Here is a 26,801-nt window from a genome sequence, read left to right as displayed (position 1 = left end):
GCCGGTGCAGCCGAGCGTCTGCCGGTGCGGGGTCGGTCCTCGTCCGCCGTGCGTGGCTCAGTCGCCGTCCGCCGTGGGGTCGACGACGCGGACGCCGAAGTGGGCGCTGAGGGCGGTGCAGGCGCGGCAGGGGGCGGCGAAGCTGCCGTGCAGGGGGTCGCCGGCCTCGCGGATGCGGCGGGCGGTGAGTTTGGCGTGCTTGAGGGCTCTGCGGGCCTCGCCGTTGGTCATGGGCTTGCGGGCGGCGCGTTTGCTGCGGGCGGCGTCGGCGGCGGTGAGGTGCCGGGAGATGAGGATGGTCTCGGCGCAGCGTCCGGTGAAGCGGTCGCGCTGGTCGCTGGTGAGCGCGTCGAGGAAGTCCTGCACGAGGGGGTGCAGGGCGGGGGGCCGGTCGCCGCGGGCGGCGGTGCCGGTGAGGGTGGTGCCGCGTACCGAGAGGGCGGCGGCGACGGTGGGCAGGATGCCGTCGCGGCGGTGGCGCAGGAGGGGGGCGCTTTCGGGGGCGGCGGCGCTCCAGCCGATGCGCGGGTCGCCGGACCGCGGGCCGGCGGATCGGGGCTCCCCGTATCGGGGCTCGCCGGATCGGGGGTCCTGGGAACGGCCGGTGCGCGGTCCCGTCTGTGTCGCGTTCATGATCATCATCCCCTCCCGGGCGTCCCCCGGACGTCACAGAGTGCCAAATGCCGTGGCTGGTGGGGAAGCTGGGGCCGGGCGACACGCCAGGGGCAGCTCCGGGCTGTCACCGTGGCGTGACGGCTGGTCACGTAAGCGGAGGGGGCCCTGCCCGGTGCCCGGTGACCCGTGTCGCCGTACCGCATAGGCTGTCGGCACCGCGTTCCGCGCGGTGATCTTCACCAGACGTGACAGTCGATACGGGTCGCGGTCGCCGAGGGCGGTCGCCGCGGGCCGTACAGAGTGCCGCAGGGGGCAACCGCCATGACGACAGGTCGGCTCGGGCTGGGGGCGCCTTCCGGCCGCCAGGCCGGGGGACACGCCGCGCCGCCGAACGCGGCCTACGCCGGGCAGGTCGTGAACTTCCCGGACCCGGTCCGCGCCGCCCGTCACCCCAGAGGGGTACGGGTGGACGAGCGCGGCTACCCCGACTTCTCGCCCTACGCGCGCGCGGCCGTCGAGATCGCCGAGCCCCCGGAGGGCTTCGGGGTCGACGAGCTGCGGCTGACGGACTACGTGTCGGCGAACGCGGCGCAGTCGGCGGCCGGGCACGACCTGTGGGACACGGTGCCCGCGGTGGCCACGCCGCACGGCTGGACGTGGCACCACGTGGCCGGCACGCGGCGGCTGGAGCTGGTGCCGGTCGAGGTGAAGGCGCTGCTGCGGCACCACGGCGGCATCGCGACGTCCACGGCGGACCAGGACAAGCGGGGCACGCGACCGCTCCAGGAGACGCGCCCCGCGCACTTCGGGCTGCCCAAGTCGGGCGTGGCGGTGACCGAGGCGCAGGTGCTGGGGGTCGAGGAGGACCTCGGCTACCGGCTGCCGGGCGCCTACCGGTCGTTCCTGAAGGCGGCGGGCGGCTGCGCCCCGGTGGGCACGGCGCTCGACGCGGAGCTGGGACTGCTGGTCGACCAGCCGTTCTTCACGGTGCGGGACGAGGCCGCCGTCAACGACCTGGTGTACGTCAACAAGTGCCTGCGTGATCACCTGACCAAGGACTATCTGTGCGTCGCGTTCGTCCAGGGCGGCCTGCTGGCCGTGAAGGTGCGGGGCGAGCGGGCCGGCTCGGTGTGGTTCTGCGCGTACGACGACGCGCGCGACGTGGATCCGTCGTGGCCGCCGGCCGAGCGGATGGAACGGCTGCTGCTGCCGTGCGGAGAGGACTTCGACGCGTTCCTGGCGCGCCTGGCGGGTTCCCCGCCGGAGTTGGAGACCGTGGCGAACCTGATGGTGGACGGCGGCTTCGCGCGTGCCGTCCCCGTCTCTTCCGTGGGGGAGTGAGCTGACCGATGGTGACGTTCGCGCAGGCGCAGGAGCGCGCGGAAGAGTGGATCAACGGCGATGTGCCGGCGTACCAGCACCGTGAGGTGCGGGTACGGGAGTTCGATCTGGGGTTCGTGGTGTGGGCCGAGGACCGCGCGGACAGGCCGCGTTCGGACGGCGGCGGGCAGCGGCTGGTGATCGCCCGGGACAGCGGCGAGGCGACCCTGTGGCCCGCGCTGCCGGTGGGCGAGGTGATCCGCCGGTACGAGGAGGAGTACGGCCGTGACGACGGTACGGCGGACGCGCCGGCACCGCCCGCACGGGTGGACCTGAACCAGACGTCGTTCCTGCTGAGTCCACCGGAGTGGTTGCAGGAGGCGGCGGACAAGCTGGGCCTTCCGGACCGCCGGGGTGGGGTGACCGGGGAGGGAGACGCTTCCGGGACTGACGGTTCCGGGACTGCGGATTCGGGTCCGGGTGCTTCGGGTGCGGCTTCGGGTGCGGGCTGGGCTGCGGCTTCGAGTGCGGGCTCGCGTTCCGGTTCGGGTTCGGACGGGGTCGGGGTCGGTTCCGGGGGCTCGGGGGGCGCCGCCGCTGGTGGCGGGGGTTCGGCCGGGAGCGGGGCGCTGCCCGAGACGCAGGCCGGGGTGCCGGTGAGCGCTGCCGGGTCCGCACCCGCCGCGCCGGCCGGGGCGACGCCCTGGGCCGGGACGGACACCAACGCGGACGCGGGTGACGACCGTTCCGTACCGCTGCCCGACACGGTGTTCGCGCAGCAGCTCAGCGATCTCCCGGACGACACCCCGCCGACGACGACGCCGGACGCCAAGACGGCGCTGATGTCGGGCGGCAGCGGGCTTCCGCCGACGGCCGTGGCACCGGTGATCGGTGACCCGAACGCGCCGGGTGCGGTGGGTGGTCCCGGTGGATCGCAGGGTGCGGGCGTGCCGGGCACACCGCCCGCGGGTGTCCCGCAGGGCAGCACGCCGCCGCCCGCGCAGCAGCCGTACGGCTATCCCCAGGGCCAGGGCCAGGGTCAGGGCCCGGCGCCCGCCGTGCCCGGTACGCCGCCTCCAGGTGCGCCGCACGGCAGTACGCCGCCCCCGGCCGGGCCCGGTGCGCCGGGGCAGCCGCCCGCGCCGCACGCCGGTGACATCGCCGACGCCGCGACCAGCAAGGCCGCTCCGCCCCCGCGGCGGGGCGGCGGTTCGGCCCCGCCGCCGCCTCCGGGCGCCCCGGGTACGCCCGGCGCGCGCCCGGGGAGCACGCCTCCGCCGCCGTCCGCGCCCGACGCGCCGGGCGGCACGTCGGGTGGTTACGTGCCGACCCAGCTGGTGTCGTCGCTCGGCCCCGGCGCTCCGGGGGCCCCTGGTGCTCCGGGCGCGCCGACCCCGCCGCCGCACACGCCCGGCGGCACCCCTCCGGGCGGTGTGCACCACGCCGCGACGATGTTCGCGGACCCGAGCCAGATGGGCGGCGGGCCCCCGCCGCCTCCGCCGCCGGGTGCGCCGGGGGTTCCGGGTGCGCCGGGCGCGCGCTCGGGTCATACGCCGCCTCCGCCGTCCGCGCCGGGCGCGCACGGCTCGGCGGGCGGCGCGCGCGGTGCCGTGCACCACGCCGAGACGATGCTGGCCGCGCCGCCCGTGGGCGGCCCCGGCGCGCCTCCGCCGCCCGCGCCACCCGGTGTGCCGGGCCGACCCGGCGCCCCGCAGCCGATGCCGCCCGGCGCGGTGCCGCCCCCCGGTCCGGTGCCGGGTCCGCCTCCGGCGTACGGCTATCCGCAGCAGGGGCAGCCCACCGTCGGCCCCGGCTACCAGGCCGTCCTGCGCTACCGCGCGCAGGACGGGTCCGAGCAGCAGCTGATCCGGCGTTCGGCGCCGGGCACGCCGCACCCGGAGTGGCAGATCTTCCACGAGCTGCGCGCCATGAACGTGCCGCCGGACCAGGTGCTGGAGCTGCACACGGAGCTGGAGTCCTGCGAGCTGCCGGGCGCGTACTGCGCGCGGATGATCCGCGAGCAGTGGCCGCAGGCCCGCATCACGTCGATCGCCCCGTACGGCACCGATCACGCGAGCCGGCAGCAGGGCATGCGGCAACTCCTCGCCCACCAGGGCGAGTTGCACCAGGTCGCCGACGGCCCGGCGCGTCCGGCGCCGGTGCGTGCCCCGCTGCCTCCGGTGCAGCCGGCGCCGCCGGTTCCGCCGGAGGCGATCGCTCAGGAGCTGGCGGCGGCGTTCGGGCCGGGCGTGTTCCGGTTCGAGCAGGCCGCGGTGTCCCGGCAGGGCGTGCCGCCGATCGTGGCGCAGACACTGGTGGTGGCCGGCCTGCCGATGGACATGGGCCCGTTCTTCTGGGCGCAGGCCCAGCCGGGACGTCCGGTGCCGACACTGGCGGAGCTGGCGGCGGAGCGCGGTGTCCAGCCCGCCCCGGACGCGGGCTCGTACCTGGTGGTGGGCAGCGACTTCGGCAAGGCGCTGTGCGTGCAGTACGGCACGGCGAACATCGTCGCGGTGCCGGTGGAGGCCGGGCCGGGCGGTGCGCCGGTGCCGCCGCAGTTCGTGAACACCGGTCTGCCCGAGCTGGCGCGGTGCCTGGGGCTGCTGGGCCGGATGTGGCGGCTGCGGTTCGGTCTGAACCAGGAGCAGGCGGGCCGCTGGACCGTCGACTTCCAGGCCCAGCTGGCCGCCCTCGACCCGGCGGCCCTGGGATCGCCGGAGAGCTGGTGGTCGGTCCTGCTGGAGCAGATGTGGGACGGCCTGCTGTGACCGGCCGCCCCGACCGGGCCGCAGTGACCGGCCGCCCCGACCGGGCCGCAGTGACCGGTGGCGGTGACCGGGTTGCCGTGATGCGCCCGGTGACGGAGCGGGTGCTGCGCGGGCACGGGGAGCGGCGGGACCGGGTACGGGCCGAGCCGGACCGCGTACGCGGCAGCCTGCCCGCGCCGACGGGGCGGACGGCACCGGAGTGACGGACGGTCACCCGGTCGTTCAGTCCTTCGGTACCGGCAGTACCGGGAACTTCCGCGGCGCCAGCAGCAGGAGGACGAGGAAGGCCAGCGCCGCCGCCCCGGCCGCCCCGAGGTACACGGCGTGCACCGCGTCGGCGATGGCGTGCCGGGTGGCCTCCGGTGCGGCGCCGGCGTCCAGGGCCCGGGTGACCGACTCCAGGTCGCCCGCGCCGCCGAGCCGTGCCGCGAGCACACCGTTGGCGACGGCGCCGAAGAGGGCGGCACCGACGGTCTGGCCGGTCTGCCGGCAGAACAGCACCGACGCGGTCGCCGTGCCCCGCTCCGCCCAGCCCACCGTCGACTGCACGCCCACGATCAGCGGGAGCTGGAACAGCCCGAGCGCCGCGCCCAGCAGCAGCATCAGCACCGCCGGCTGCCAGGCCCGGCCCGGGTAGGGCAGCAGCGGGAACGCCGCCAGGACCAGCGTGGCCACGCCGATGCCCAGCATCGCCGTATTGCGGAAGCCGATCCTGCGGTACACGTGCTGGCTCAGCGCCGCCGACACCGGCCAGCTCAGCGTCCATACGGACAGCACGAAACCGGCGGCCACCGGGGCCAGGCCGAGGACCGACTGGGCGTAGGTGGGCAGGAACACGGTCGGCGCCACCATCAGCAGGCCGAGCGCGCCCAGCGCCAGGTTGACGGCGGCGATGGTGCGGCGCCGCCACACCCAGCCCGGGATGATCGGCTCGGCCGCGCGCCGCTCGATCAGCACCACCGCCACCAGCAGCACAAGGCCCGCGCCGAGCAGCGAAACCGACGGCGCCGACAGCCACGGCCAGGCCACCCCGCCCTGCACCAGCGCCGTGAGCAGCACGCCCCCGCACGCGAACACCGCCAGCGCGCCCGCCCAGTCGACGCGGTGCCGGGTGGCCGGGGCGTCCCGCGCGGGCTCGTGGAGGTGACGCACGATCAGCCACAGCGCGACCGCCCCTATGGGCAGGTTGACCAGGAAGATCCACCGCCAGTCCGCGTACGTCGCCAGGATGCCGCCCACCCCCGGGCCCGCCACCGCGGACACCGCCCACACCGTGGACAGCTTCGCCTGTATCTTCGGCCGGTCCTTGAGCGGATACAGATCGGCGGCCAGCGTCTGCACCGTGCCCTGCAGCGCGCCGCCGCCCAGGCCCTGCACGACGCGGAACGCGATCAGCGCCCACATGTTCCAGGCGAGCGCGCACAGCAGCGAGCCCAGCAGGAACAGGGCCGCGCCCGCGACGAGCACCGGCTTGCGGCCGAAGGTGTCGGACAGCTTGCCGTACACCGGCAGCGTGACCGTCACGGCCAGCAGGTAGCCGGAGAACAGCCAGGAGAACACGGAGAAGCCGCCGAGGTCGCCGACGATCTGCGGGACGGCGGTGGACACGATCGTGGTGTCGAGCGCGGCCAGCGCCATCGCGAGCATCAGGGCCGCGACGACGGCGCCGCGCCTGTCCGGTCCGGTGCCGCGTGCGGTGTCCCGTGTCGCGGGTCTGGTGCTGCCCACCCGAGTCCCCTCCCTCCGCGGGCCCGCTTCCGAGGCCCGTCCCTGATCTCCGGCCGTGTGCCTGCCCCTTGCACCTATCTGCTGCCCGACAGCTTCCCACTTGATCCTCGCGTGACGGCAGGGTGCACAGTGACTGCGCCGGAGGGCGGACCTCCCCCGAGACGGGCTCCGCCCCTCGGGGGAAAGCCCCTAGGGGTTCCTCCGTACTACGGCTCGGGGAGGGTTCGTACCGCTGGAGGACGAGAGGGCACACCGGCCGTCCTTAACCTGGCTTCACGCCGCTGGGGAGCGGGGACGGTCGTACGGGCCGGACCGTCGGGGGTGGGGTTTTCCCCCGCACCGAACGGGGCCGGGCACCAGCGCGCCGAGGCCCCCCGGCGGGCCAGACTCGACCGCGTGACCGGCGCACCGCCCCACCGGCGTGACCGCCAGGGCACAGGCGCGCCCCGGCACGACCGCCGGGGCAGGCACACGCCTCGGCAGGACCAGCGGGGCGGGCGCAGTGACTCAACCAGTGACCGACATAGGAGAATCACCGTGACATCGGCTGTAACCATTCCCAGGCACGGGGGTACTGGAGGGCGTACGGCCGTTGCCGCGCGAGCGCGGCAGGTCGTCAAGGCGTACGGCGCCGGGGAGACCCGCGTCGTCGCCCTCGACCACGTCGACGTGGACATCGCCCGCGGCCAGTTCACCGCGATCATGGGCCCCTCGGGCTCCGGCAAGTCCACCCTGATGCACTGCCTCGCCGGGCTCGACACCGTGACCTCCGGTCAGATCTACCTGGACGAGACCGAGATCACCGGCCTGAAGGACAAGAAGCTCACCCGGCTGCGCCGCGACCGCGTCGGGTTCATCTTCCAGGCGTTCAACCTGCTGCCGACGCTCAACGCGATAGAGAACATCACGCTGCCCATGGACATCGCCGGCCGCAAGCCGGACAAGGAGTGGCTGGACCGCGTGGTGACGACCGTCGGCCTCGCCGACCGGCTCAGGCACCGGCCGACGCAGCTGTCCGGCGGCCAGCAGCAGCGGGTCGCGGTCGCCCGGGCGCTGGCCGCCCGGCCGGAGATCATCTTCGGGGACGAGCCGACCGGCAACCTCGACTCCCGCGCCGGCGCCGAGGTGCTGGGCTTCCTGCGCCGCTCCGTGGACGAACTCGGCCAGACCATCGTCATGGTCACCCACGATCCGGTGGCCGCCTCATACGCGGACCGTGTGCTGTACCTCGCCGACGGCCGCATCGTCGACGAGATGAACCGGCCCACCGCCGAGCAGGTCCTGGACCGCATGAAGGACTTCGACGCCCGGGGGCGCACGTCATGACCGTGCTGAAGACCTCCCTGCGCAACTTCCTCGCGCACAAGGGCCGGATGGCGCTGTCGGCGATCGCCGTGCTGCTGTCGGTGGCCTTCGTGTGCGGGACCCTCGTCTTCACGGACACCATGTCCACCACGTTCGACAAGCTCTTCGCCGCCACCTCCTCCGACGTGACGGTGAGCGCGAAGGGCTCCTCCGACACCGGCGAGACCACCTCCGACACCGGCCGCCCGCCCGTCATGCCGGCCGCCGTCCTCGACAAGGTGCGCACCGCCGACGGCGTGAAGTCCGCGGAGGGCGCGGTCTTCTCGACCTCGGTCACCGTCGTGGACGCCGACAAGGACAGCCTGTCGCCCACCGGCGGCGCGCCGACCATCGTCGGCAGCTGGAACAGCAACGAGGCCCGCACCATGGACATCACGTCCGGGGCGGCGCCCAAGGGCCCGGGCCAGGTGATGGTCGACGCCGACACCGCCGACAAGCACGACCTGGGGCTCGGCGACGAGATAGCCGTGATCACCGCCGTCGGCACGCACACCGCGAAGGTCTCCGGCCTCGCCGACTTCACCGTCACCAACCCCGGCGCCGCGATCTTCTACCTCGACACCGCTACCGCCCAGCGGGCCCTCGTCGGCGAGCCGGGCGTCTACACCAACGTCAACGTCACGGCCGCGGCCGGCGTCAGCGACGCGCAGCTGAAGAAGAACGTGACGGCCGCGCTCGGCGGCGCCTACAAGGTGCAGACCGCGAAGGAGACCGCGGACGCCAACCAGAAGGACGTCGAGGGCTTCATGAGCGTCATGAAGTACGCGATGCTCGGCTTCGCCGGGATCGCCTTCCTCGTCGGCATCTTCCTGATCATCAACACGTTCTCCATGCTGGTCGCCCAGCGCACCCGCGAGATCGGCCTGATGCGCGCCATCGGCTCCAGCCGCAAGCAGGTGAACCGGTCGGTGCTGGCCGAGGCGCTGCTGCTCGGCGTCGTCGGCTCGCTGCTCGGCGTCGGCGCGGGCGTCGGGCTGGCGATCGGGCTGATGAAGCTCATGGGCCAGATGGGCATGGAACTGTCCACCGACGACCTCACCATCGCCTGGACCACCCCGGTCGTCGGACTGCTCCTCGGCGTCGTCGTCACCGTCCTCGCCGCCTACCTGCCGGCCCGGCGCGCCGGGCGGATCTCGCCGATGGCCGCGCTGCGCGACGCCGGCGCCCCCGCCGACGCCCGGGCGGGCTGGGTACGCGGCGTGATCGGCACGGTCCTCACCGCGTCCGGCGCCGCCGCGCTGTACCTGACCGCGCAGGCCGACAAGGCCTCCGAGGGCTCGATGTGGCTCGGCATCGGCGTCGTCCTGTCCCTGATCGGCTTCGTCGTGATCGGGCCGCTCCTCGCGGGCGGCGTGGTCCGCGTCCTCGGCGCGGTCCTGCTGCGCGCCTTCGGCCCCGTCGGCCGCATGGCCGAGCGCAACGCCCTGCGCAACCCGCGGCGCACCGGCGCCACCGGCGCGGCCCTGATGATCGGCCTCGCGCTGGTCGCCTGCCTGTCCGTCGTCGGCTCCTCCATGGTGGCCTCGGCGACCGACCAGCTCGACAAGACCGTCGGCACGGACTTCATCGTCCAGTCCGACACCGGGCAGCTGATCACGCCGGAGGCGGTACGGGCCGCGAAGGCGGCGCCCGGGCTGGAGCGGATCACCGAGTACAAGTGGACCGAGGCCGACTTCACCACGCCCGACGGCAAGACCGTGAAGGACACCGCGATCACCGCGGCCGACCCGTCCTACGCCACGGACGTGCGCACCGAGACCGTCGCCGGGAAGCTCGCGGACGCCTACCGGCCCGACTCGATGTCCGTCCACGAGAAGTTCGCCAAGGACCACGGCATCCGGCTCGGCTCCACGATCGAGGTCGCCTTCCGGGACGGCTCCACCGGGCGGCTGACGGTCCGCGCGATCACCAGCAGCGACGTCGTCATCGACGCCGGCGCGATGTACACGTCCATCGACACGCTGGCCAAGTACGTGCCCGCGGACAAGATGCCGCTCGACATGCTGCTGTTCGCCTCGGCGAAGGACGGCCGGCAGGACGCGGCGTACAAGTCGCTCAAGGCCGCGCTGCACGACTATCCGCAGTACACCGTGCGCGACCAGACCGACTACAAGGAAGCCCTGAAGGACCAGATCGGCCAGCTGCTGAACATGATCTACGGCCTGCTGGCACTCGCGATCATCGTCGCGATCCTCGGTGTCGTGAACACCCTCGCCCTGTCGGTGGTGGAGCGCACCAGGGAGATCGGCCTGATGCGGGCGATCGGCCTCTCGCGCCGGCAGCTGCGCCGCATGATCCGCATGGAGTCCGTGGTCATCGCCCTCTTCGGTGCGCTGCTCGGCCTGGGCCTGGGGATGGGCTGGGGCGCGACGGCGCAGCAGCTGCTCGCCCTCGAAGGGCTGACGATCCTGGAGATCCCCTGGCCGACGATCATCGGCGTCTTCCTGGGCTCGGCGTTCGTGGGCCTGTTCGCGGCCCTGGTCCCGGCGTTCCGGGCGGGCCGGATGAACGTCCTGAACGCGATCGCGACGGAGTAGCTCCGCGGGTTACGCAGGCCACCGCGCACGGGGGTTGCGGGGGAAACGGCGCCGGGAAGCCCAGGGGCGGGCTTCCCGGCGCCGCTTTGGGGCGCCGCTGGGGCGATGGGGGTCCCCCCTGGGTTGGTGCCAAGTCGAGGGTCCGGGGGAGGGTGGGCGCGGGCGGCAACCCGGCAGCGCCGGACCGCGCACCCCCCGGCGGCCACCGCAACGCCCCCCACACGGAAACCCACGTCCACGAACCCACGCTCACCCCACCCCCCCCCGCACCAGTGACCCACCGCCCACCCACCCCCCGCCCGTGGCCGGCGCCATCCACAGCCCCCCACACCCGCGCCCCCGTCGTCGTACGCTGGACGCCCCCGGCCCGCAGCGCGCGTCGGGCTCGTCGTGTTGCCGACCCGGACGGAAAGCCCCTTTCAATGAGCCTGCACGGTCTGCTCGACGCAGTCGTCAAGGATCCCGCCCTCGCGGAAGCGATCGGCGCGGCCTCCGACGGCACCCGCACCCACGTCGACCTGGTCGGCCCCCCGGCCGCCCGCCCCTTCGCCGTGGCCGCCCTGGCCCGCGACTCGGGCCGCCCCGTGCTCGCCGTGACCGCCACCGGCCGCGAGGCCGAGGACCTGGCCGCGGCCCTGCGCTCCCTGCTGCCGCCCGAGGGCGTCGTGGAGTACCCCGCGTGGGAGACGCTCCCGCACGAGCGCCTCAGCCCGCGCAGCGACACCGTCGGACGCCGCCTCGCCGTCCTCAGGCGCCTGGCCCACCCGAACCCCGACGACCCCGGCACCGGCCCCGTCTCCGTCGTCGTCGCGCCGGTCCGCTCCGTGCTCCAGCCGCAGGTCAAGGGCCTCGGCGACCTCGTACCGGTCGCCCTGCGCGCGGGCGGGACGGCCGACCTGAACGAGGTGGTCGAGGCGCTCGCGGCCGCCGCGTACGCGCGCGTGGAGCTCGTGGAGAAGCGCGGCGAGTTCGCCGTGCGCGGCGGGATCCTGGACGTGTTCCCACCCACCGAGGAACACCCCCTGCGCGTCGAGTTCTGGGGCGACGACGTCGAGGAGATCCGCTACTTCAAGGTCGCCGACCAGCGCTCCCTGGAGGTAGCGGAGCACGGCCTGTGGGCGCCCCCGTGCCGCGAGCTGCTGCTGACCGAGGACGTCCGCACGCGTGCGCGTGCCCTCGCCGAGGAGCACCCCGAGCTGGGCGAGCTGCTCGGCAGGATCGCCGAGGGCATCGCCGTGGAGGGCATGGAGTCCCTCGCCCCGGTCCTGGTGGACGACATGGAGCTGCTGCTCGACGTGCTGCCCAAGGGCGCGATGGCCGTCGTGTGCGATCCGGAGCGGGTACGCACGCGTGCGTCGGACCTCGTCGCCACCAGCCAGGAGTTCCTGCAGGCGTCCTGGGCCGCGACGGCCGGCGGCGGCGAGGCCCCCGTCGACGTCGGCGCGGCCTCCCTGTGGTCCCTGGCGGACGTCCGCGACCGGGCCCGCGAGCTGGACATGATGTGGTGGTCGGTGTCGCCGTTCGCCGCGGACGACGCGCTCGAGGAGGCCGACACGCTGAAGCTGGGCATGCGCGCGCCGGACACCTACCGCGGCGACACGGCGAAGGCGCTCGCCGACACCAAGGCCTGGCTGGCCGACGGCTGGCGCACGGTCTACGTCACCGAGGCCCACGGCCCGGCCGCCCGCACCGTCGAGGTGCTCGGCGGCGAGGGCATCGCGGCCCGCCTGGACGCGGACCTGACGGATCTGGGCCCGTCCCTCGTGCACGTGGCGTGCGGATCGATCGACTACGGCTTCGTCGACCCGGCGCTGAAGCTCGCCGTCCTCACCGAGACCGACCTGTCCGGCCAGAAGGCCGCCGGCCGGGACGGCACGCGCATGCCCGCACGGCGCCGCAAGACCATCGACCCGCTCACCCTGGAGCCCGGCGACTACATCGTCCACGAGCAGCACGGCGTGGGCCGCTACATCGAGATGGTGCAGCGCACCGTGCAGGGCGCCACGCGCGAGTACCTGGTCGTGGAGTACGCGCCCGCCAAGAGAGGCCAGCCGGGCGACCGGCTCTACATCCCCACCGACCAGCTGGAGCAGATCACCAAGTACGTCGGCGGCGAGGCCCCCACCCTGCACAGGCTGGGCGGCGCCGACTGGACGAAGACGAAGGCCCGCGCCAAGAAGGCCGTCAAGGAGATCGCCGCCGACCTGATCAAGCTGTACAGCGCGCGCATGGCGGCCCCCGGCCACAGCTTCTCGCCGGACACGCCGTGGCAGCGCGAGCTGGAGGACGCCTTCCCGTACGCGGAGACGCCGGACCAGCTGACCACGATCGCCGAGGTCAAGGAGGACATGGAGAAGTCGGTCCCGATGGACCGCCTGGTCTGCGGCGACGTCGGCTACGGCAAGACGGAGATCGCGGTCCGGGCCGCCTTCAAGGCCGTCCAGGACGGCAAGCAGGTGGCGGTGCTGGTGCCGACGACGCTGCTGGTGCAGCAGCACTTCGGGACGTTCGGTGAGCGGTACGCGCAGTTCCCCGTGACGGTGAAGGCGCTGTCCCGCTTCCAGACGGACACCGAGGCGAAGGCGGTGCTGGAGGGCCTGCGCGAGGGCACGGTGGACGTCGTCATCGGCACGCACCGGCTGTTCTCCTCGGAGACCAAGTTCAAGGACCTCGGGCTGGTCATCGTCGACGAGGAGCAGCGCTTCGGTGTCGAGCACAAGGAGCAGCTGAAGAAGCTGCGGGCCAACGTCGACGTGCTGACCATGTCCGCGACACCGATTCCCAGGACCCTGGAGATGGCGGTCACCGGCATCCGCGAGATGTCCACCATCACCACGCCCCCGGAGGAGCGCCACCCGGTCCTCACCTTCGTCGGCCCGTACGAGGAGAAGCAGATCGGCGCGGCCATCCGCCGCGAGCTGCTGCGCGAGGGCCAGGTCTTCTACATCCACAACCGCGTCGAGTCCATCGACCGCGCGGCGGCCCGGCTGCGCGAGATCGTCCCCGAGGCGCGCATCGCGACCGCCCACGGCCAGATGTCGGAGCAGGCGCTGGAGCAGGTCGTCGTGGACTTCTGGGAGAAGAAGTTCGACGTGCTCGTGTCGACCACGATCGTCGAGTCCGGCATCGACATCTCCAACGCGAACACCCTGATCGTGGAGCGCGGCGACACCTTCGGCCTGTCCCAGCTGCACCAGCTGCGCGGCCGGGTCGGCCGTGGCCGCGAGCGCGGCTACGCCTACTTCCTGTACCCGCCGGAGAAGCCGCTCACGGAGACCGCCCACGAGCGCCTGGCGACCATCGCCCAGCACACGGAGATGGGCGCGGGCATGTACGTCGCCATGAAGGACCTGGAGATCCGCGGCGCGGGCAACCTCCTGGGCGGCGAGCAGTCCGGCCACATCGCGGGCGTCGGCTTCGACCTGTACGTCCGCATGGTCGGCGAGGCCGTCGCGGACTACCGGCGCCAGCTGGAGACCGGCGAGATCGAGGAGGAGCCGCCGCTCGAGGTGAAGATCGAGCTGCCGGTCGACGCGCACGTCCCGCACGACTACGCGCCGGGCGAGCGGCTGCGCCTGCAGGCCTACCGCGCCATCGCCTCCGCCAACACCGAGGCGGACATCAAGGCCGTACGGGAGGAACTCGTCGACCGCTACGGCAAGGTGCCGGAGCCGGTGGAGAACCTGCTGCTCGTGGCGGGCCTGCGCATGCTGGCACGCGCGTGCGGCGTCGGAGAGATCGTCCTGCAGGGCACCAACATCCGTTTCGCGCCGGTGGAGTTGCGCGAGTCGCAGGAGCTGCGCCTCAAGCGGCTGTATCCGGGCACGGTGATCAAGCCGGCGGCGCGCCAGGTCCTGGTGCCGCGCCCGAAGACCGCGAAGGTGGGCGGCAAGCCGCTCGTCGGCCGCGATCTGCTGGCGTGGGTGGGCGAGTTCCTCACGTCCGTGCTGGGGTCGTAGCCCCGGGCTGCGCCGGGGTCGTAGCGGGGCCGGGCCCGTGGACCCGGGCGGCAACGCGCCCGGGTCGTCGTGAAGGCCCCTTCGGTGGTGCTGTGGTGCGAACCTCTCGCTCGCTACCGTGGGGGCACGGCCCGTCCGTGCGGGCGTGGTTGCTTCGGACAGCACAGGGAGGGACGCGCGGGATGCGTCTGCGGGGCGGGACGGCGGCGGTTGCCGTCATGACGGTGTTCGCCGTGGCGGGCTGCACGGAAGACATCACGGGATCGCCGGGACCACAGGAGACGACGGGCAGCGGCGGCCCGGCGCTCGCCGCCGTCGAGTCGCTGACCGTGAAGGGGCGTGCCCCCAGGACCGGTTACGACCGGGACAGGTTCGGCTCCGCGTGGGCGGACACGGACTCCAACGACTGCGGCACCCGCGACGACATACTCCGACGCGACCTGGACAACGCGCGGCTCGGCGACGGTCGCTGCAAGGTGCTGGCCGGGAAGCTGGACCCGGACCCGTACACCGGAAGGGACGTCACGTTCGCGCGGGGACGCAGCAAGGTGGACATCGACCACATCGTGGCCCTGTCGGACGCCTGGCAGAAGGGCGCCCAGAAGTGGGACGACGGCAAGCGCGTCGCGTTCGCCAACGACCCGCTCAACCTCCTCGCCGTCGACGCGGGCACCAACCGGTCCAAGGGCGACGGGGACACGGCGACCTGGCTGCCGCCCAACAAGGCGTACCGGTGCCCGTATGTGGCCGCCCAGGTCGCCGTGAAGAAGAAGTACGGGCTGTGGGTGACCGCCGCCGAGAAGGCCGCGATGAAGCGGGTGCTGTCCGGCTGCCCCGGGCAGCGGCTGCCGTCGGGCGGCAACCCGACCAAGGCACCTCCGCGCTTCCACGCGGACTGACCGCGGGCTGACGCGGGGCGCCCCGCCCGTGGTCGATTCCCGGCCACCGGCGCCCACGGACCCGCCGCGGACCCGGAGAAGTGACGAGCACTACAACGGTTCGGTACAACCCGGGACCGGGCGCGCTTGTCGGGCTATACGCTCGGACTCCTGACCGAGCACGGTCACACCCACGTTCGTCCCCGTCGGCTCACATCCCGGTCCAGGAGCATCATGTACGGCCATGGCGCGGCGCCGCCCACCCGCAGCGCGGCAACGGTCATCACCCTGCGCGTGCTGTACGCCGCCGCCGGTGTCCTCACGTGCGGGCTGTTCGCGTGCGTGCCGCTGTTCCGGATCGCGCTGCTGCGCGGGCGCTGGTACCAGTGGGCGGCGGCGTGGCTGAGTCTGCCCGTGTGCATCGCCTGCCTCATGGTGGTCGGTGCCCTGCCGGAGGGCGACAGCCGCGCGGACGTCGCCCTGGCCGTGGTCCTGCTCGTCGGCGCCGCCGGCACCGCCTGGTTCCTGACCGTCGACATCCGCTTCCACAACGAGCAGCGGCGCGGCGCCGGTTACGCGCCGTCCCAGGCCCCGACCGTGCACTCCGGATACGGCTACCCGCAGACCGGCTCGCCGTACGCGCCGACGCCCGTGCCGCGGTCCACGCCCACCCCGACGCCGATGCCCCCGGTGCGGCCGCCCGCGCCGCACGGCGCCGTGCCGCCCGTGCCGCCGCCGGGCGGGCCGCTGCCCGGCCCCGCCCGCATCGACCAGGTCCGCGCCGAACTCGACGAGCTCAGCGACTACCTGCGCAGGCAGGACGGCACCCAGCAGGACGGCAGGTGACCGCGGCGCCAGGACGCGTCGTCGCCGACCGCTACGAACTGTCCGCGCTCATCGGACAGGGCGGCATGGGCCAGGTCTGGACGGCCTACGACCAGCGGCTCGACCGGCGCGTCGCGGTGAAGCTGCTGCGCCCCGACAAGGTCGCCGGAAACGAGGCCGCCGAACTGCGCCGCCGCTTCCTGCGCGAGTGCCGGGTCACCGCGCAGGTCGACCACCCCGGCCTGGTCACCGTGCACGACGCGGGAAGCCACGGCGAGGAGCTGTTCCTCGTCATGCAGTACGTCGACGGCGCCGACCTGTCCGACCATCTCACCGAGCACGGCCCGTACCCCTGGCAGTGGGCGGTCGCGGTCGCCGCGCAACTGTGCGCCGTACTGAGCGCCGTGCACGCCGTGCCGATCGTGCACCGCGACCTCAAACCGCGGAACGTGATGGTGAAGCAGGACGGCACGGTCACCGTCCTCGACCTCGGTGTCGCCTCCGTCATGGACACCGACACCACCCGCCTCACCCACACCGGCACCCCCATCGGCTCGCCCGCCTACATGTCCCCGGAGCAGGCGATGGGCGGCGCGGTCGGCCCGTACACGGATCTGTACGCGCTCGGTGTGGTGCTGCACGAACTGCTCAGCGGGGACGTGCCGTTCGCGGGCTCGACGGCGCTCGGCGTCCTGCACCGGCACCTGTACGAGCCGCCGGTGCCGGTGCGCCGCCTGCGCCCCGAAGTGCCCGACGCGCTCGAAACGCTCGTCCTGCGCCTGCTCGCCAAGGACCCGCAGCACCGCCCCGCCTCCGCCCAGGAGGTCTACGAGGCGCTGGTCCCGCTGCTGCCCGCGCGCGGCATCCCCAGCGGGGCGCCCCTCGACCCCACACGCCCGTTCCTGCGCCCGCACGCCCCCTGGCCGGACCGCGCCCGCACACCCGCGCCGCAGCCCGCCCCGGCCCCGCCAGCCGCCGCGCAGGGGGACGTCGCCGCCGCCGTCGACGAGGTCAAGCAGCTGCTCGGCGAGGGCCGCATCACGCAGGCCGTCGACATCCTCGGCGCGATCCTGCCGACCGCCGCCCGGCAGCACGGCGAGCACTCCCCGGTCGTCCGCACCCTGCGCAAGCAGTACGCGGCCACCCTCATGGACGACGGCCAGTACCGGCGCGCCCTGCCCGAGCTGCGCCGCCTCGCCGACGAGCGGGCCGCCGAGGCGGGCCACGCCGACCCGCAGTCCCTGCGGTTCCGCTACGACTGCGCCCAGTGCCTGGAGGCGCTCGGCGAACCGGCGGCGGCCCTCGCCGAGTACCGGTCGCTGCTGCCGTACTACGAGAACCAGTACGTCGCCGCCGGCGATCCCGGGCTCGCCCACGACGTCCGCCGCCGCATCGGCCTGCTGCTCCTCGGGCTCGGTGACCGCGCCGCCGCCCACGACACGCTGGCCCGGCTGCTGCACGACGTGGAGCGCACCCAGGGCCCCGCGCACCCCGTGGCGGTCGAGGTCCGGCGGACGCTCCAGTGGCTCGGACAGGTGCGCGGCTGACACGCGCCGGGCGGCGGTGCCGGAACTGGCAGCGAATCGTTGGTCGAATGGGTTGGCCAAAGCTGAGCCACTGCCTAACATCGATCACCGCAAGACTTTGTGCACCGTCGCACAATCTCCTCGGGAGGTTTCCTTGCACCGCCGCCGCCGCTCCGCGCTCCTCCTCACCGCCGCGATCGCCGCGGCCCCGCTGATCACCGCCTGTGGAAACGACGCGCACCCTGGCGCGGCGGCCGTCGTCGGCGGCCAGCGGATCACGGTCGCGCAGCTGGAGAACCGGGTCAGCGAGGTGCGCGCGGCGCAGCGGGCCACCGTGCGGGACGAGGCGCAGTACGAGCAGGCCGTCGCCCGCACCGGCACCCTCACCCGCGACACCCTGCACAACATGGTCCTGGACCAGGTGCTGCACCACGCCGCCCGGGAGGCGGGCGTGACCGTCACCCGCAAGGAGATCCAGCGGATGCGCGCGGGCCTGGAGCGGCAGGCGGGCGGCCGTGAGGGCCTGGAGACGACCTGGCTCCAGCAGTACGGCATCGCCCCCGAGCGCCTCGAAGAGAACCTCCGCCTCCAGCTGGAGGCGCAGAAGCTCGCCAAGAAGCTCGGCACCGACACCACGCGCCCCGACTTCTGGAAGGCCCTGTCCGCGGCCTCCGAGGAACTCGACATCGACCTCAACCCGCGCTACGGCACCTGGGACGTCGAGAAGAGCGGCCGGGTCGACGCGAAGACGCCGTGGGTGCGGGACGTCACGGCGGCGGACCCGCAGCAGACCACCTGACGCGGTCGCCGGTGACGGCGGCCTGTGGACGACTCGCGGGCCTGTCCGGGGCGTGGGTTACTTTCGGGTCGTGAACGCAACCAGCTCCGAGGCCGCCGCCCCCGGCCGTGTCGTCCTGCTCACCACCAGCCACCGCGTCGCCCCCGGCCTGCTGTCCTGGCCCGCCTGGCAGGCGCTGCGCGACGCCGACCGCGTGCTGTGCGCGGACGGCGCGCACCCGCAGCTGCCGTATCTGCGGGAGGCCGGCACAGCGGTCGAGGAGGCGTCCCCGACCGCCGAGGAACTCGTCGGCGCCTGCGCCGGCGGTCGCACGGTGGTCGTCGTGGCGTCCGGCGAGGGCGAGCCGGCCCTCACCGACGGCCTGGCGCGCCTCGCGGGCTCCGGCCGGACGCCCCTGCCGGAGCTGGAGCTGCTGCCCGCCTCCTACGACCTGCCCGGCGCCCGCCTGCTCGACCTCGTCCAGGTCATGGACCGCATCCGCGCCGAGTGCCCGTGGTCCTCCCGGCAGACCCACAGGGGACTGGCGAAGTACGGCATCGAGGAGGCGTACGAGCTGGTCGAGGCGATCGAGGAGGGCGACCGCGACGAGCTGCGCGAGGAACTGGGCGACGTCCTGCTCCAGGTCGTCTTCCACGCCCGCATCGCCGAGGAGGACCCGGACGCGCCGTTCTCCATCGACGACGTGGCGGGCACGATCGTCGCCAAGCTCGTCCACCGCCACCCGCACGTCTTCGGCGACGCCACGGCGACCACCCCCGAGGAGGTCAAGGAGCACTGGCTGCGCACCAAGGCGGAGGAGAAGCAGCGCACGTCGGTCACCGACGGCGTCCCCCTCGGCCAGCCCGGCCTGGCCCTGGCGGCCAAGCTGGCCTCCCGGGTCCGCACGGCAGGCCTGAGCGTGGACGTCCCCCGGACCGGGGGCATCGGCTACGAGCTGCTGACGCTGGCGGTGCGGGCGGAGGCGGAGGGCGTGGACCCGGAGGCGGCCCTGAGAGCGGCGGCACGGGCCTACCGCGACGCCATCAGAGCCGCGGAGCGGTCGTGACCCGCGCCCGGGACACCACCGGGCACATGGCCGGCCCGCCCCACCCCCGCCCCACCGCGCCCGAACTGTTCACCTGGGAGTCCGCCACCGACCCCTACCCCGCCTACGCCTGGCTGCGCGAGCACGCCCCCGTGCACCGCACCCGGCTGCCGAGCGGCGTGGAGGCCTGGCTGGTCACCCGCCACGCCGACGCCAAGCAGGCCCTCGCCGACCAGCGCCTGTCCAAGAACCCGGCACACCACGACGAACCCGAGCACGCCAAGGGCAAGACCGGCATCCCCGGGGAACGCAAGGCCGAGCTGATGACCCATCTGCTCAACATCGACCCCCCGGACCACACCAGGCTCCGCCGGCTGGTCAGCAAGGCGTTCACGCCCCGCCGCGTCGCCGAGTTCGCGCCCCGCGTGCAGGAACTCACCGACCGGCTCATCGACGGCTTCGCCGACCGGGGCTCCGCCGACCTCATCCACGAGTTCGCCTTCCCGCTGCCCATCTACGCCATCTGCGACCTGCTCGGCGTCCCCCGCGAGGACCAGGACGACTTCCGCGACTGGGCGGGCATGATGATCCGGCACGGCGGCGGGCCCCGCGGCGGGGTCGCCCGGTCCGTGAAGAAGGTGCGCGGCTATCTCGCCGACCTCATCCACCGCAAGCGCGCCGCCCTGCCGGCCGAACCGGCCCCCGGCGAGGACCTCATCTCCGGCCTGATCCGCGCCTCCGACCACGGCGAGCACCTCACCGAGAAGGAGGCGGCGGCGATGGCGTTCATCCTGCTGTTCGCCGGCTTCGAGACCACGGTCAACCTGATAGGCAACGGCACCTACGCCCTCCTCACCCACCCCGGGCAGCGCGCCCGCCTCCAGGACTCCCTCGCCGCGGGCGAACACGACCTGCTCGCCACCGGCGTGGAGGAACTCCTGCGCTACGACGGCCCGGTGGAGCTGGCCACCTGGCGGTTCGCCACCGAACCGCTCACCATCGGCGGCCAGGACATCGCGCCCGGCGACCCCGTCCTCGTCGTGCTGGCCGCGGCGGACCGGGACCCGGAGCGGTTCGCCGACCCGGACGTCCTCGACCTCGGCCGCAAGGACAACCAGCACCTCGGGTACGGGCACGGCATCCACTACTGCCTCGGCGCCCCGCTCGCCCGCCTGGAGGGACAGACCGCGCTCGCCACGCTCCTGACCCGCCTGCCGGACCTGCGACTGGCCGTGGAACCGGACCAGTTGCGGTGGCGCGGCGGGCTCATCATGCGGGGACTGCGCACCCTGCCGGTCGAGTTCACCCCGAGACGCTGACCGCACGCCTGCCGGCACGCGGGCGGGCAAACATGACACGCGGTCAAGTCTGTGATCTTCACGTGATCTGCGCGGCATGAACTTGTGACAAGTGATCGAATGCCTATACGTTCACGGATCAGCGTGGCGCCGAGTCCATTCGCCGCGCCGTTCACCGCTGCCTCGCGAAAGGTCCCCGCATGCTCTCCGGGAACGGTCGTCACCGTCGCCCCCGCCAGGCTCCGGCTCTCCTTGTCGCGGCCGGAGTGACCGGCTCCGCCATCGCCATCCCGCTGCTGGGCGCCACCGGCGCCAGTGCGGCCGACGGCGCCTCGTGGGACCGGGTCGCGGAGTGCGAGACCGGAGGCTCCTGGAGCCAGAACACGGGCAACGGCTACTACGGCGGGCTCCAGGTGACCCAGGAGGACTGGGAGGCGTACGGCGGTCTCGACTTCGCGTCCAGCGCCGACCAGGCGAGCCGCTCGCAGCAGATAGCCGTCGCCGAGCGCATCCTCGCCGACAAGGGCGCCGACGCCTGGCCGACCTGTGGGCTGCTCGCCGGGCTCGACGGCGACAGCGGTGACGCCGCAGTGGACACGGGCGTGTCCGAGTCACCCGAATCTGGGGATACTTCCGATTCATCCGTTTTGCTCGACTCGCTGGACGGCTCGGGCGAGTCGAGCGCGTCGGCATCGGCCTCGCCGTCCCCCTCGGCCTCGACCTCGCCCGGCGGGGCGACCACCGACTCTTCGGACTCCGCGGACTCCACGGCCACCGCCGATGGCACGGTCATCACGGACGAATCCGGCGAATCCGTCGACCTCACCAAGCGGGACGACTCGGACAAGTCCGGGCAGAGTGACGGCGTTTCGGAAGGCTCGGAAACCGGCGGGACCGGCGCCGGCCGCCACCGCGGCCCCAGCGCCGAGGAAGTCGTCGGCGGCGACCGTGAGGGCGGCTCCGCCGGACGGCACGCCTCGCGCGGCGCGGCCGCCCGGGATGCCGTGGACGGCACCTATACCGTCCGCGCGGGAGACAGTCTCTGGTCCATCGCCGACTCCCTCGACCTCCGCGGCGGATGGCGCGAGCTGTACACCGCGAACGAGGAAGAGGTGGGCGGCGACCCGGACCTCATCCTGCCCGGTCAGAAGCTTGCGGTGCAGGGCGAAACGGCCGAAAAGTAGCGGCAGTTCGCGTCCTGGTTCGCCGTGCAATGTCCGTTTTAAACGCGGTGAGAGATAGGTCTCAGAAGCCCTGATCGTCTTTGAAATTCGGTGGGGCGCGTGGCTACGGTCGAGATCGCTCGCCATCGCGGGCACCGGCCGCCGCAACGCCGAATCCTGCCAGTGGCGGCCCGGTTACAGTCGTCGCGTCAAGCGCCGTAGGCAGGAGCGGGGGACCCAAGGTAGGTGCCGGAACCGGCAGTTGTGCTGGAACCGGCTTGGGGTGAAGCCGCGCGCACCGTGAGGTGCCGTGCGGCCGGGCAACTCAACCGGCCCGAACCCGACAGCTCACCTCGTAGGCGTCGGTGAGGGGATCCAACCATGCTGTTTTCCGGCAAGGGCAAGCACCGTCGTCCGTCCAAGGCCACTCGCGCCATCGCCATCGCCGGTGTCACCGGCGCCGCCGTCGCCGCCCCGCTGATGGCGTCCGGCACCGCTTCCGCCGCCACCGCCTCCGAGTGGGAGACCGTCGCCCAGTGCGAGTCCGGCGGCAACTGGTCCATCAACACCGGCAACGGCTACTACGGCGGTCTGCAGTTCTCCGCCTCCACCTGGGCGGCCTTCGGCGGCACGCAGTACGCCTCCACCGCCGACCAGGCCACCAAGGCGCAGCAGATCGAGATCGCCGAGAAGGTGCTCGCGGGCCAGGGCAAGGGTGCCTGGCCGGTCTGCGGCACCGGCCTGTCGAACGCGTCGTACGACGGCGGCTCCGCGTCGGGCTCCGGCAGCTCCGCGTCGGGCTCCGGCCAGAGCGCGGGTGGCGACACCGCCACCACCGACCGCTCGGCCGAGCAGCCCGCCTCCCGCTCGCAGGAGCGTCCGGCCGCGAAGAAGACCGTCACCACGCCGACCGGCAAGAAGGTCAAGAAGGGCGACGGCGAGTACAAGGTCGTCAAGGGCGACACCCTCAGCACCATCGCCGAGGAGCACGACGTCAAGGGCGGCTGGGCGAAGCTGTTCAAGCTGAACAAGGACATCGTGGAGGACGCCGACCTCATCTACCCGGGTCAGCAGCTGCACCTGAAGTGATCCGCGGTTCGATCCGAACCCCGGCGCCCTCACGGAGCGGGCCCGTCCCCTGACAGGGTCCCGTGAGAGCCGCCCCCGTCCCCACGGGCTCCCCGCCCCGGTGCGTCGTCCCCCGTACGCACCGGGGCGGGGTTTTTTCACGCCCACGCGCGCCACGCCCACGCGCGCCACGCCCACGCGCGCCACGTGCCCGCCCCCACGCGCGCCACACGCCACCCCGGAGCCATCCCCCCCCCGCGCCCACGCGCCCGCCCTCCCGCGTCCGCGCCGCCCTCGCGCCCCCGCCTCTTCCCCCACTCTTCACCCACCACCCCCTTTGTTCCGTCGATGAACAATGGGTACCGTCTGTCTGTCCACGGGACGGTCGGTCGGCTGGCCGACGGCCCGGGGGCGGTTAGGCTCTAGTCGCATGGCACGCCCAGGGCCGCCGAGGCTCACGTGCCCCGCACTTCCAGCGTCACATCCCAAGAAGGAGATGCTCGTGCCGTCCATCGACGTCGTCGTAGCCCGGGAAATCCTGGACTCCCGAGGCAACCCCACGGTCGAGGTCGAGGTCGGCCTCGACGACGGCAGCACGGGTCGTGCCGCCGTCCCGTCCGGCGCCTCCACCGGCGCCTTCGAGGCCATCGAGCTCCGCGACGGCGACCCGAACCGCTACCAGGGCAAGGGCGTCGAGAAGGCCGTCCTGGCCGTCATCGAGCAGATCGGCCCGGAGCTGGTCGGCTACGACGCCACCGAGCAGCGCCTGATCGACCAGGCGATGTTCGACCTGGACGCCACCGACAACAAGGGCTCCCTCGGCGCCAACGCCATCCTCGGCGTCTCGCTCGCCGTCGCGCACGCCGCATCCGAGGCCAGCGACCTGCCGCTGTTCCGCTACCTCGGCGGCCCGAACGCGCACCTGCTGCCGGTGCCGATGATGAACATCCTGAACGGCGGCTCGCACGCCGACTCCAACGTGGACATCCAGGAGTTCATGATCGCCCCGATCGGCGCGGAGTCCTTCTCCGAGGCGCTGCGCTGGGGCACCGAGGTCTACCACACCCTCAAGAAGGTGCTGAAGGGCAAGGGCCTGGCCACCGGCCTCGGCGACGAGGGCGGCTTCGCCCCGAACCTCGGCTCCAACCGCGAGGCCCTCGACCTCATCCTGGAGGCGATCAAGGAGGCCGGTTACACCCCCGGCTCCCAGATCGCCCTGGCGCTCGACGTCGCCGCCTCCGAGTTCTACAAGGACGGCTCCTACCTCTTCGAGGGCAAGGAGCGCTCGGCGGCCGAGATGACCGAGTACTACGCCGAGCTGGTCGAGGCGTACCCGCTGGTCTCCATCGAGGACCCGCTGTTCGAGGACGACTGGGAGGGCTGGAAGACCATCACCGAGAAGCTCGGCGACAAGGTCCAGCTCGTCGGCGACGACCTGTTCGTCACCAACCCCGAGCGCCTGGCCCGCGGCATCGAGGAGGGCGCCGCCAACGCGCTGCTCGTCAAGGTCAACCAGATCGGCTCGCTGACCGAGACCCTGGACGCCGTCGAGCTGGCCCAGCGCAGCGGCTTCAAGTGCATGATGTCCCACCGCTCCGGCGAGACCGAGGACGTCACCATCGCCGACCTGGCCGTCGCCACCAACTGCGGCCAGATCAAGACCGGCGCCCCGGCCCGCTCCGAGCGCGTCGCCAAGTACAACCAGTTGCTGCGCATCGAGGAGATCCTCGACGACGCCGCGGTGTACGCCGGCCGCAGCGCCTTCCCGCGCTTCAAGGGCTGACCCCCGCCGACCCGGCCGCAGAGGCAGCGTCGTACGTACGTCCCCGTACCCGGTCCCGTACCGTGTGCGGGGACGTACGCGCGTGTGAACGGGAGGCGGGGACATGGCCGTGAAGGACCGGGAGCGGTTCTCCACCACGACCAGGCTCAAGCTGCTCGGAGAACAGACCGCGGCCCGGGTCTACCGCTCGCAGACCCGGCGCCAGGCCCGCCGCTCCCGGCTGACCGGCCGGGCCGCGCTGCTCGCCCTGGTGGTCTGCTCCCTGGTGGTGGCCCTGGCCTACCCGATGCGGCAGTACGTCTCTCAGCGCGCCGAGATCGCCGACCTGGAGCGGCAGAAGCGTCAGGCGAAGGAGCGCGTCGAACGGCTGCGCGACCTCAAGGCGCGCTGGCAGGACGACGCGTACGCCGAGCAGCAGATCCGGCAGCGGCTGCACTACGTGATGCCCGGGGAGACCGGCTACATCGTGGTCGACCCGGGCGCCGGCCGGCAGTCCCGCGCCGACCAGGGACGGGCCGACCGCCCCTGGTACTCGAACATCTGGGACGGGGTCGACAGGTCCGACGCCGCCGAGTGACACAGCGAAACGGACAGGTCGCAACGGACAGGTCCGCACAGACAGGTCGAGAAGGACAGGCCGAGAAAGACAGGTATGGAAACGCCCCCGCCGCCCACCCCGCGCACCGAGCCCACCGACGCGGACGTCGAGGCCTTCACGCAGCAGCTCGGGCGCCCGCCGCGCGGCCTGCGGGCCATCGCGCACCGCTGCCCCTGCGGGCAGCCCGACGTCGTGGAGACGGCGCCCCGGCTGCCCGACGGCACGCCCTTCCCGACGCTGTACTACCTGACGTGCCCGAAGGCGAACTCGGCGATCGGCACGCTGGAGGCGAACGGCGTGATGAAGGAGATGACGGAGCGGCTCGCCGCCGACCCGGAGCTGGCCGCCACCTACCGGGCCGCGCACGAGGACTACCTCCGGCGCCGGGACGAGATCGAGGAGCTGCGGAACTTCCCCAGCGCCGGCGGTATGCCGGACCGGGTGAAGTGCCTGCACGTCCTGGTCGCCCACTCGCTGGCGGCCGGACCCGGTGTGAACCCGCTGGGCGACGAGGCCCTGGCGATGCTGCCGGAATGGTGGCGCAAGGGCTCCTGCGTGACCGGCACGGGGGAGGAGGCGAAGTGACCCGGGTCGCCGCCATCGACTGCGGTACGAACTCCATCCGGCTGCTCGTCGCGGACTGCGACCCCGCCACCGGCGAGCTGGTCGACCTGGACCGCCGGATGACCATCGTCCGGCTCGGCCAGGGCGTCGACCGCACCGGCCGGCTCGCCCCCGAGGCGCTGGAGCGGACCTTCGCGGCCTGCCGGGAGTACGCCGAGATCATCAAGGGGCACGGCGCCGAGCGGGTCCGCTTCGTCGCCACCTCCGCCTCCCGCGACGCCGAGAACCGCGACGACTTCGTGCGGGGCGTGCTGGACATCCTCGGCGTCGAGCCCGAGGTCGTCACCGGCGGCCAGGAGGCCGAGTTCTCCTTCACCGGAGCGACCAGGGAGCTGACGGGGCGCCGGGACCTGCACCGGCCGTTCCTGGTCGTGGACATCGGCGGCGGCTCGACCGAGTTCGTCGTCGGCGACGACCGGGTGCGCGCGGCCCGCTCCGTCGACGTCGGCTGCGTCCGGATGACCGAGCGGCACCTGGTGACGGACGGGGCGGTGGCCGACCCGCCGGCCGAGGAGCAGATCGCGGCGATGCGGGCCGACATCGCGGCGGCCCTGGACCTGGCCGAGGAGACGGTGCCGCTGCGCGAGGCGCGGACCCTGGTCGGTCTCGCGGGCTCGGTCACGACGGTCTCGGCGATCGCCCAGGAGCTGCCGGAGTACGACTCGGCGGCGATCCACCACTCCCGTGTCCCGCGCGAGCGCGTCCGGGAGATCACGGACTGGCTGCTGCACTCCACGCACGCCGAGCGCGCCGCGGTGCCGTCCATGCACCCGGGCCGTGTCGATGTGATCGCCGCGGGCGCCCTGATCCTGCTGACGATCATGGAGCGCACGGGCGCCGAGGAAGTCGTGGTGAGCGAACACGACATCCTGGACGGCATCGCCTTCGCGGCGGCGGCACAGATCCGTTGACCGGCGGCACAG

The 26,801-nt window shown here is 73.3% G+C and carries 20 protein-coding genes and 1 riboswitch; of the genes, 18 read left to right on the top strand and 2 right to left on the bottom strand.

Translation table 11 applies throughout. The features are described from left to right. Positions 1-57: 57 nt before the first annotated feature. Entirely contained in the window at positions 58-642 is a 585-nt protein-coding gene (locus AB0M97_RS08615; protein ID WP_365960001.1) for a YwqJ-related putative deaminase, read from the bottom strand. Between the two features lie 294 nt (positions 643-936). Here AB0M97_RS08615 and AB0M97_RS08610 point away from each other — a divergent pair, with 294 nt between their 5' ends. Genes AB0M97_RS08610 through AB0M97_RS08600 form a run of 3 tightly spaced genes read left to right on the top strand, consistent with a single transcriptional unit; the run spans position 937 to position 4,906 of the window. Further along, a complete protein-coding gene (locus tag AB0M97_RS08610; protein WP_365960000.1) occupies positions 937-1,956 on the top strand; it encodes an SMI1/KNR4 family protein in 1,020 nt (339 codons plus the stop codon). A gap of 8 nt (positions 1,957-1,964) precedes the next feature. After that, positions 1,965-4,703, top strand: a complete 2,739-nt coding sequence (locus AB0M97_RS08605; protein WP_365959999.1) for an SUKH-4 family immunity protein — start codon at positions 1,965-1,967, stop codon at positions 4,701-4,703. After that, on the top strand, positions 4,700-4,906 hold the full coding sequence (locus AB0M97_RS08600; RefSeq protein WP_365959998.1) for a hypothetical protein: 207 nt from the start codon (positions 4,700-4,702) through the stop codon (positions 4,904-4,906). The genes AB0M97_RS08605 and AB0M97_RS08600 overlap by 4 nt, the downstream gene beginning before the upstream one ends. Positions 4,907-4,925: 19 nt before the next feature. On the opposite strand, the gene AB0M97_RS08595 is transcribed toward AB0M97_RS08600, so the two are convergent. Further along, positions 4,926-6,431: an MFS transporter gene (locus AB0M97_RS08595; protein WP_365959997.1), complete on the bottom strand. Its 1,506-nt coding sequence runs from the start codon at positions 6,429-6,431 to the stop codon at positions 4,926-4,928. Between the two features lie 537 nt (positions 6,432-6,968). Here AB0M97_RS08595 and AB0M97_RS08590 point away from each other — a divergent pair. The 15 genes from AB0M97_RS08590 to AB0M97_RS08520 all read left to right on the top strand — a co-directional run bounded on the left by AB0M97_RS08590 (position 6,969) and on the right by AB0M97_RS08520 (position 26,789). Continuing rightward, positions 6,969-7,757 carry an ABC transporter ATP-binding protein gene (locus tag AB0M97_RS08590; protein ID WP_365959996.1) on the top strand — a complete coding sequence of 263 codons (789 nt, stop codon included), beginning with the start codon at positions 6,969-6,971 and terminating at the stop codon, positions 7,755-7,757. After that, positions 7,754-10,333, top strand: coding sequence for an FtsX-like permease family protein (locus AB0M97_RS08585; protein WP_365959995.1), 2,580 nt, complete (start codon positions 7,754-7,756; stop codon positions 10,331-10,333). The genes AB0M97_RS08590 and AB0M97_RS08585 overlap by 4 nt, the downstream gene beginning before the upstream one ends. A gap of 422 nt (positions 10,334-10,755) precedes the next feature. Then, positions 10,756-14,292: a transcription-repair coupling factor gene (gene mfd, locus AB0M97_RS08580; protein WP_365959994.1), complete on the top strand. Its 3,537-nt coding sequence runs from the start codon at positions 10,756-10,758 to the stop codon at positions 14,290-14,292. A 182-nt stretch (positions 14,293-14,474) separates the two neighbouring features. Next, entirely contained in the window at positions 14,475-15,191 is a 717-nt protein-coding gene (locus tag AB0M97_RS08575) for an HNH endonuclease family protein (protein ID WP_365959993.1), read from the top strand. Positions 15,192-15,404: 213 nt separating this feature from the next. After that, positions 15,405-16,016, top strand: coding sequence for a hypothetical protein (locus tag AB0M97_RS08570; protein WP_365959992.1), 612 nt, complete (start codon positions 15,405-15,407; stop codon positions 16,014-16,016). Between the two features lie 38 nt (positions 16,017-16,054). Beyond that, positions 16,055-17,542: a serine/threonine-protein kinase gene (locus tag AB0M97_RS08565; protein WP_365960143.1), complete on the top strand. Its 1,488-nt coding sequence runs from the start codon at positions 16,055-16,057 to the stop codon at positions 17,540-17,542. 133 nt (positions 17,543-17,675) lie between these two features. Continuing rightward, a complete protein-coding gene (locus AB0M97_RS08560; protein WP_365959991.1) occupies positions 17,676-18,320 on the top strand; it encodes a SurA N-terminal domain-containing protein in 645 nt (214 codons plus the stop codon). Positions 18,321-18,390: 70 nt separating this feature from the next. After that, positions 18,391-19,365 (top strand): nucleoside triphosphate pyrophosphohydrolase, encoded by a 975-nt coding sequence (locus AB0M97_RS08555; protein ID WP_365959990.1) that lies wholly within the window; start codon positions 18,391-18,393, stop codon positions 19,363-19,365. Positions 19,366-19,391: 26 nt separating this feature from the next. After that, on the top strand, positions 19,392-20,663 hold the full coding sequence (locus AB0M97_RS08550) for a cytochrome P450 (protein ID WP_365960141.1): 1,272 nt from the start codon (positions 19,392-19,394) through the stop codon (positions 20,661-20,663). A gap of 179 nt (positions 20,664-20,842) precedes the next feature. Then, positions 20,843-21,826, top strand: a complete 984-nt coding sequence (locus AB0M97_RS08545) for a transglycosylase family protein (RefSeq protein ID WP_365959989.1) — start codon at positions 20,843-20,845, stop codon at positions 21,824-21,826. Positions 21,827-22,009: 183 nt separating this feature from the next. Beyond that, positions 22,010-22,182: riboswitch (cyclic di-AMP (ydaO/yuaA leader) on the top strand. A gap of 4 nt (positions 22,183-22,186) precedes the next feature. Next, positions 22,187-22,894, top strand: coding sequence for a transglycosylase family protein (locus AB0M97_RS08540; RefSeq protein WP_365959988.1), 708 nt, complete (start codon positions 22,187-22,189; stop codon positions 22,892-22,894). A 481-nt stretch (positions 22,895-23,375) separates the two neighbouring features. Then, entirely contained in the window at positions 23,376-24,656 is a 1,281-nt protein-coding gene (gene eno / locus AB0M97_RS08535; RefSeq protein ID WP_365959987.1) for a phosphopyruvate hydratase, read from the top strand. Positions 24,657-24,759: 103 nt separating this feature from the next. Beyond that, the gene (locus AB0M97_RS08530; protein ID WP_365959986.1) at positions 24,760-25,233 is read left to right on the top strand and encodes a septum formation initiator family protein; all 474 of its coding nucleotides are present in this window, start codon (positions 24,760-24,762) and stop codon (positions 25,231-25,233) included. A gap of 75 nt (positions 25,234-25,308) precedes the next feature. Next, complete coding sequence (locus tag AB0M97_RS08525; protein ID WP_365959985.1) at positions 25,309-25,839, top strand: DUF501 domain-containing protein; 531 nt, start codon at positions 25,309-25,311, stop codon at positions 25,837-25,839. Beyond that, positions 25,836-26,789 (top strand): Ppx/GppA phosphatase family protein, encoded by a 954-nt coding sequence (locus tag AB0M97_RS08520; protein WP_365959984.1) that lies wholly within the window; start codon positions 25,836-25,838, stop codon positions 26,787-26,789. The genes AB0M97_RS08525 and AB0M97_RS08520 overlap by 4 nt, the downstream gene beginning before the upstream one ends. The last annotated feature ends 12 nt before the right edge of the window (positions 26,790-26,801 follow it).

This window comes from Streptomyces sp. NPDC051207 (genome assembly GCF_040682395.1).
Taxonomy (GTDB): Bacteria; Actinomycetota; Actinomycetes; order Streptomycetales; family Streptomycetaceae; genus Streptomyces.
This window is presented reverse-complemented; position numbering and strand designations above follow the sequence as displayed.

Coding starts and splice junctions, on each gene's coding strand:
- AB0M97_RS08550 (WP_365960141.1), top strand. CDS start 19,392: ATGGCCGGCCCGCCCCACCCCCGCCCCACCGCGCCCGAACTGTTCACC.
- AB0M97_RS08575 (WP_365959993.1), top strand. CDS start 14,475: ATGCGTCTGCGGGGCGGGACGGCGGCGGTTGCCGTCATGACGGTGTTC.
- AB0M97_RS08530 (WP_365959986.1), top strand. CDS start 24,760: ATGGCCGTGAAGGACCGGGAGCGGTTCTCCACCACGACCAGGCTCAAG.
- AB0M97_RS08605 (WP_365959999.1), top strand. CDS start 1,965: ATGGTGACGTTCGCGCAGGCGCAGGAGCGCGCGGAAGAGTGGATCAAC.
- AB0M97_RS08570 (WP_365959992.1), top strand. CDS start 15,405: ATGTACGGCCATGGCGCGGCGCCGCCCACCCGCAGCGCGGCAACGGTC.
- AB0M97_RS08545 (WP_365959989.1), top strand. CDS start 20,843: ATGCTCTCCGGGAACGGTCGTCACCGTCGCCCCCGCCAGGCTCCGGCT.
- AB0M97_RS08525 (WP_365959985.1), top strand. CDS start 25,309: ATGGAAACGCCCCCGCCGCCCACCCCGCGCACCGAGCCCACCGACGCG.
- AB0M97_RS08585 (WP_365959995.1), top strand. CDS start 7,754: ATGACCGTGCTGAAGACCTCCCTGCGCAACTTCCTCGCGCACAAGGGC.
- AB0M97_RS08610 (WP_365960000.1), top strand. CDS start 937: ATGACGACAGGTCGGCTCGGGCTGGGGGCGCCTTCCGGCCGCCAGGCC.
- mfd (WP_365959994.1), top strand. CDS start 10,756: ATGAGCCTGCACGGTCTGCTCGACGCAGTCGTCAAGGATCCCGCCCTC.
- AB0M97_RS08540 (WP_365959988.1), top strand. CDS start 22,187: ATGCTGTTTTCCGGCAAGGGCAAGCACCGTCGTCCGTCCAAGGCCACT.
- AB0M97_RS08615 (WP_365960001.1), bottom strand. CDS start 642: ATGATGATCATGAACGCGACACAGACGGGACCGCGCACCGGCCGTTCC.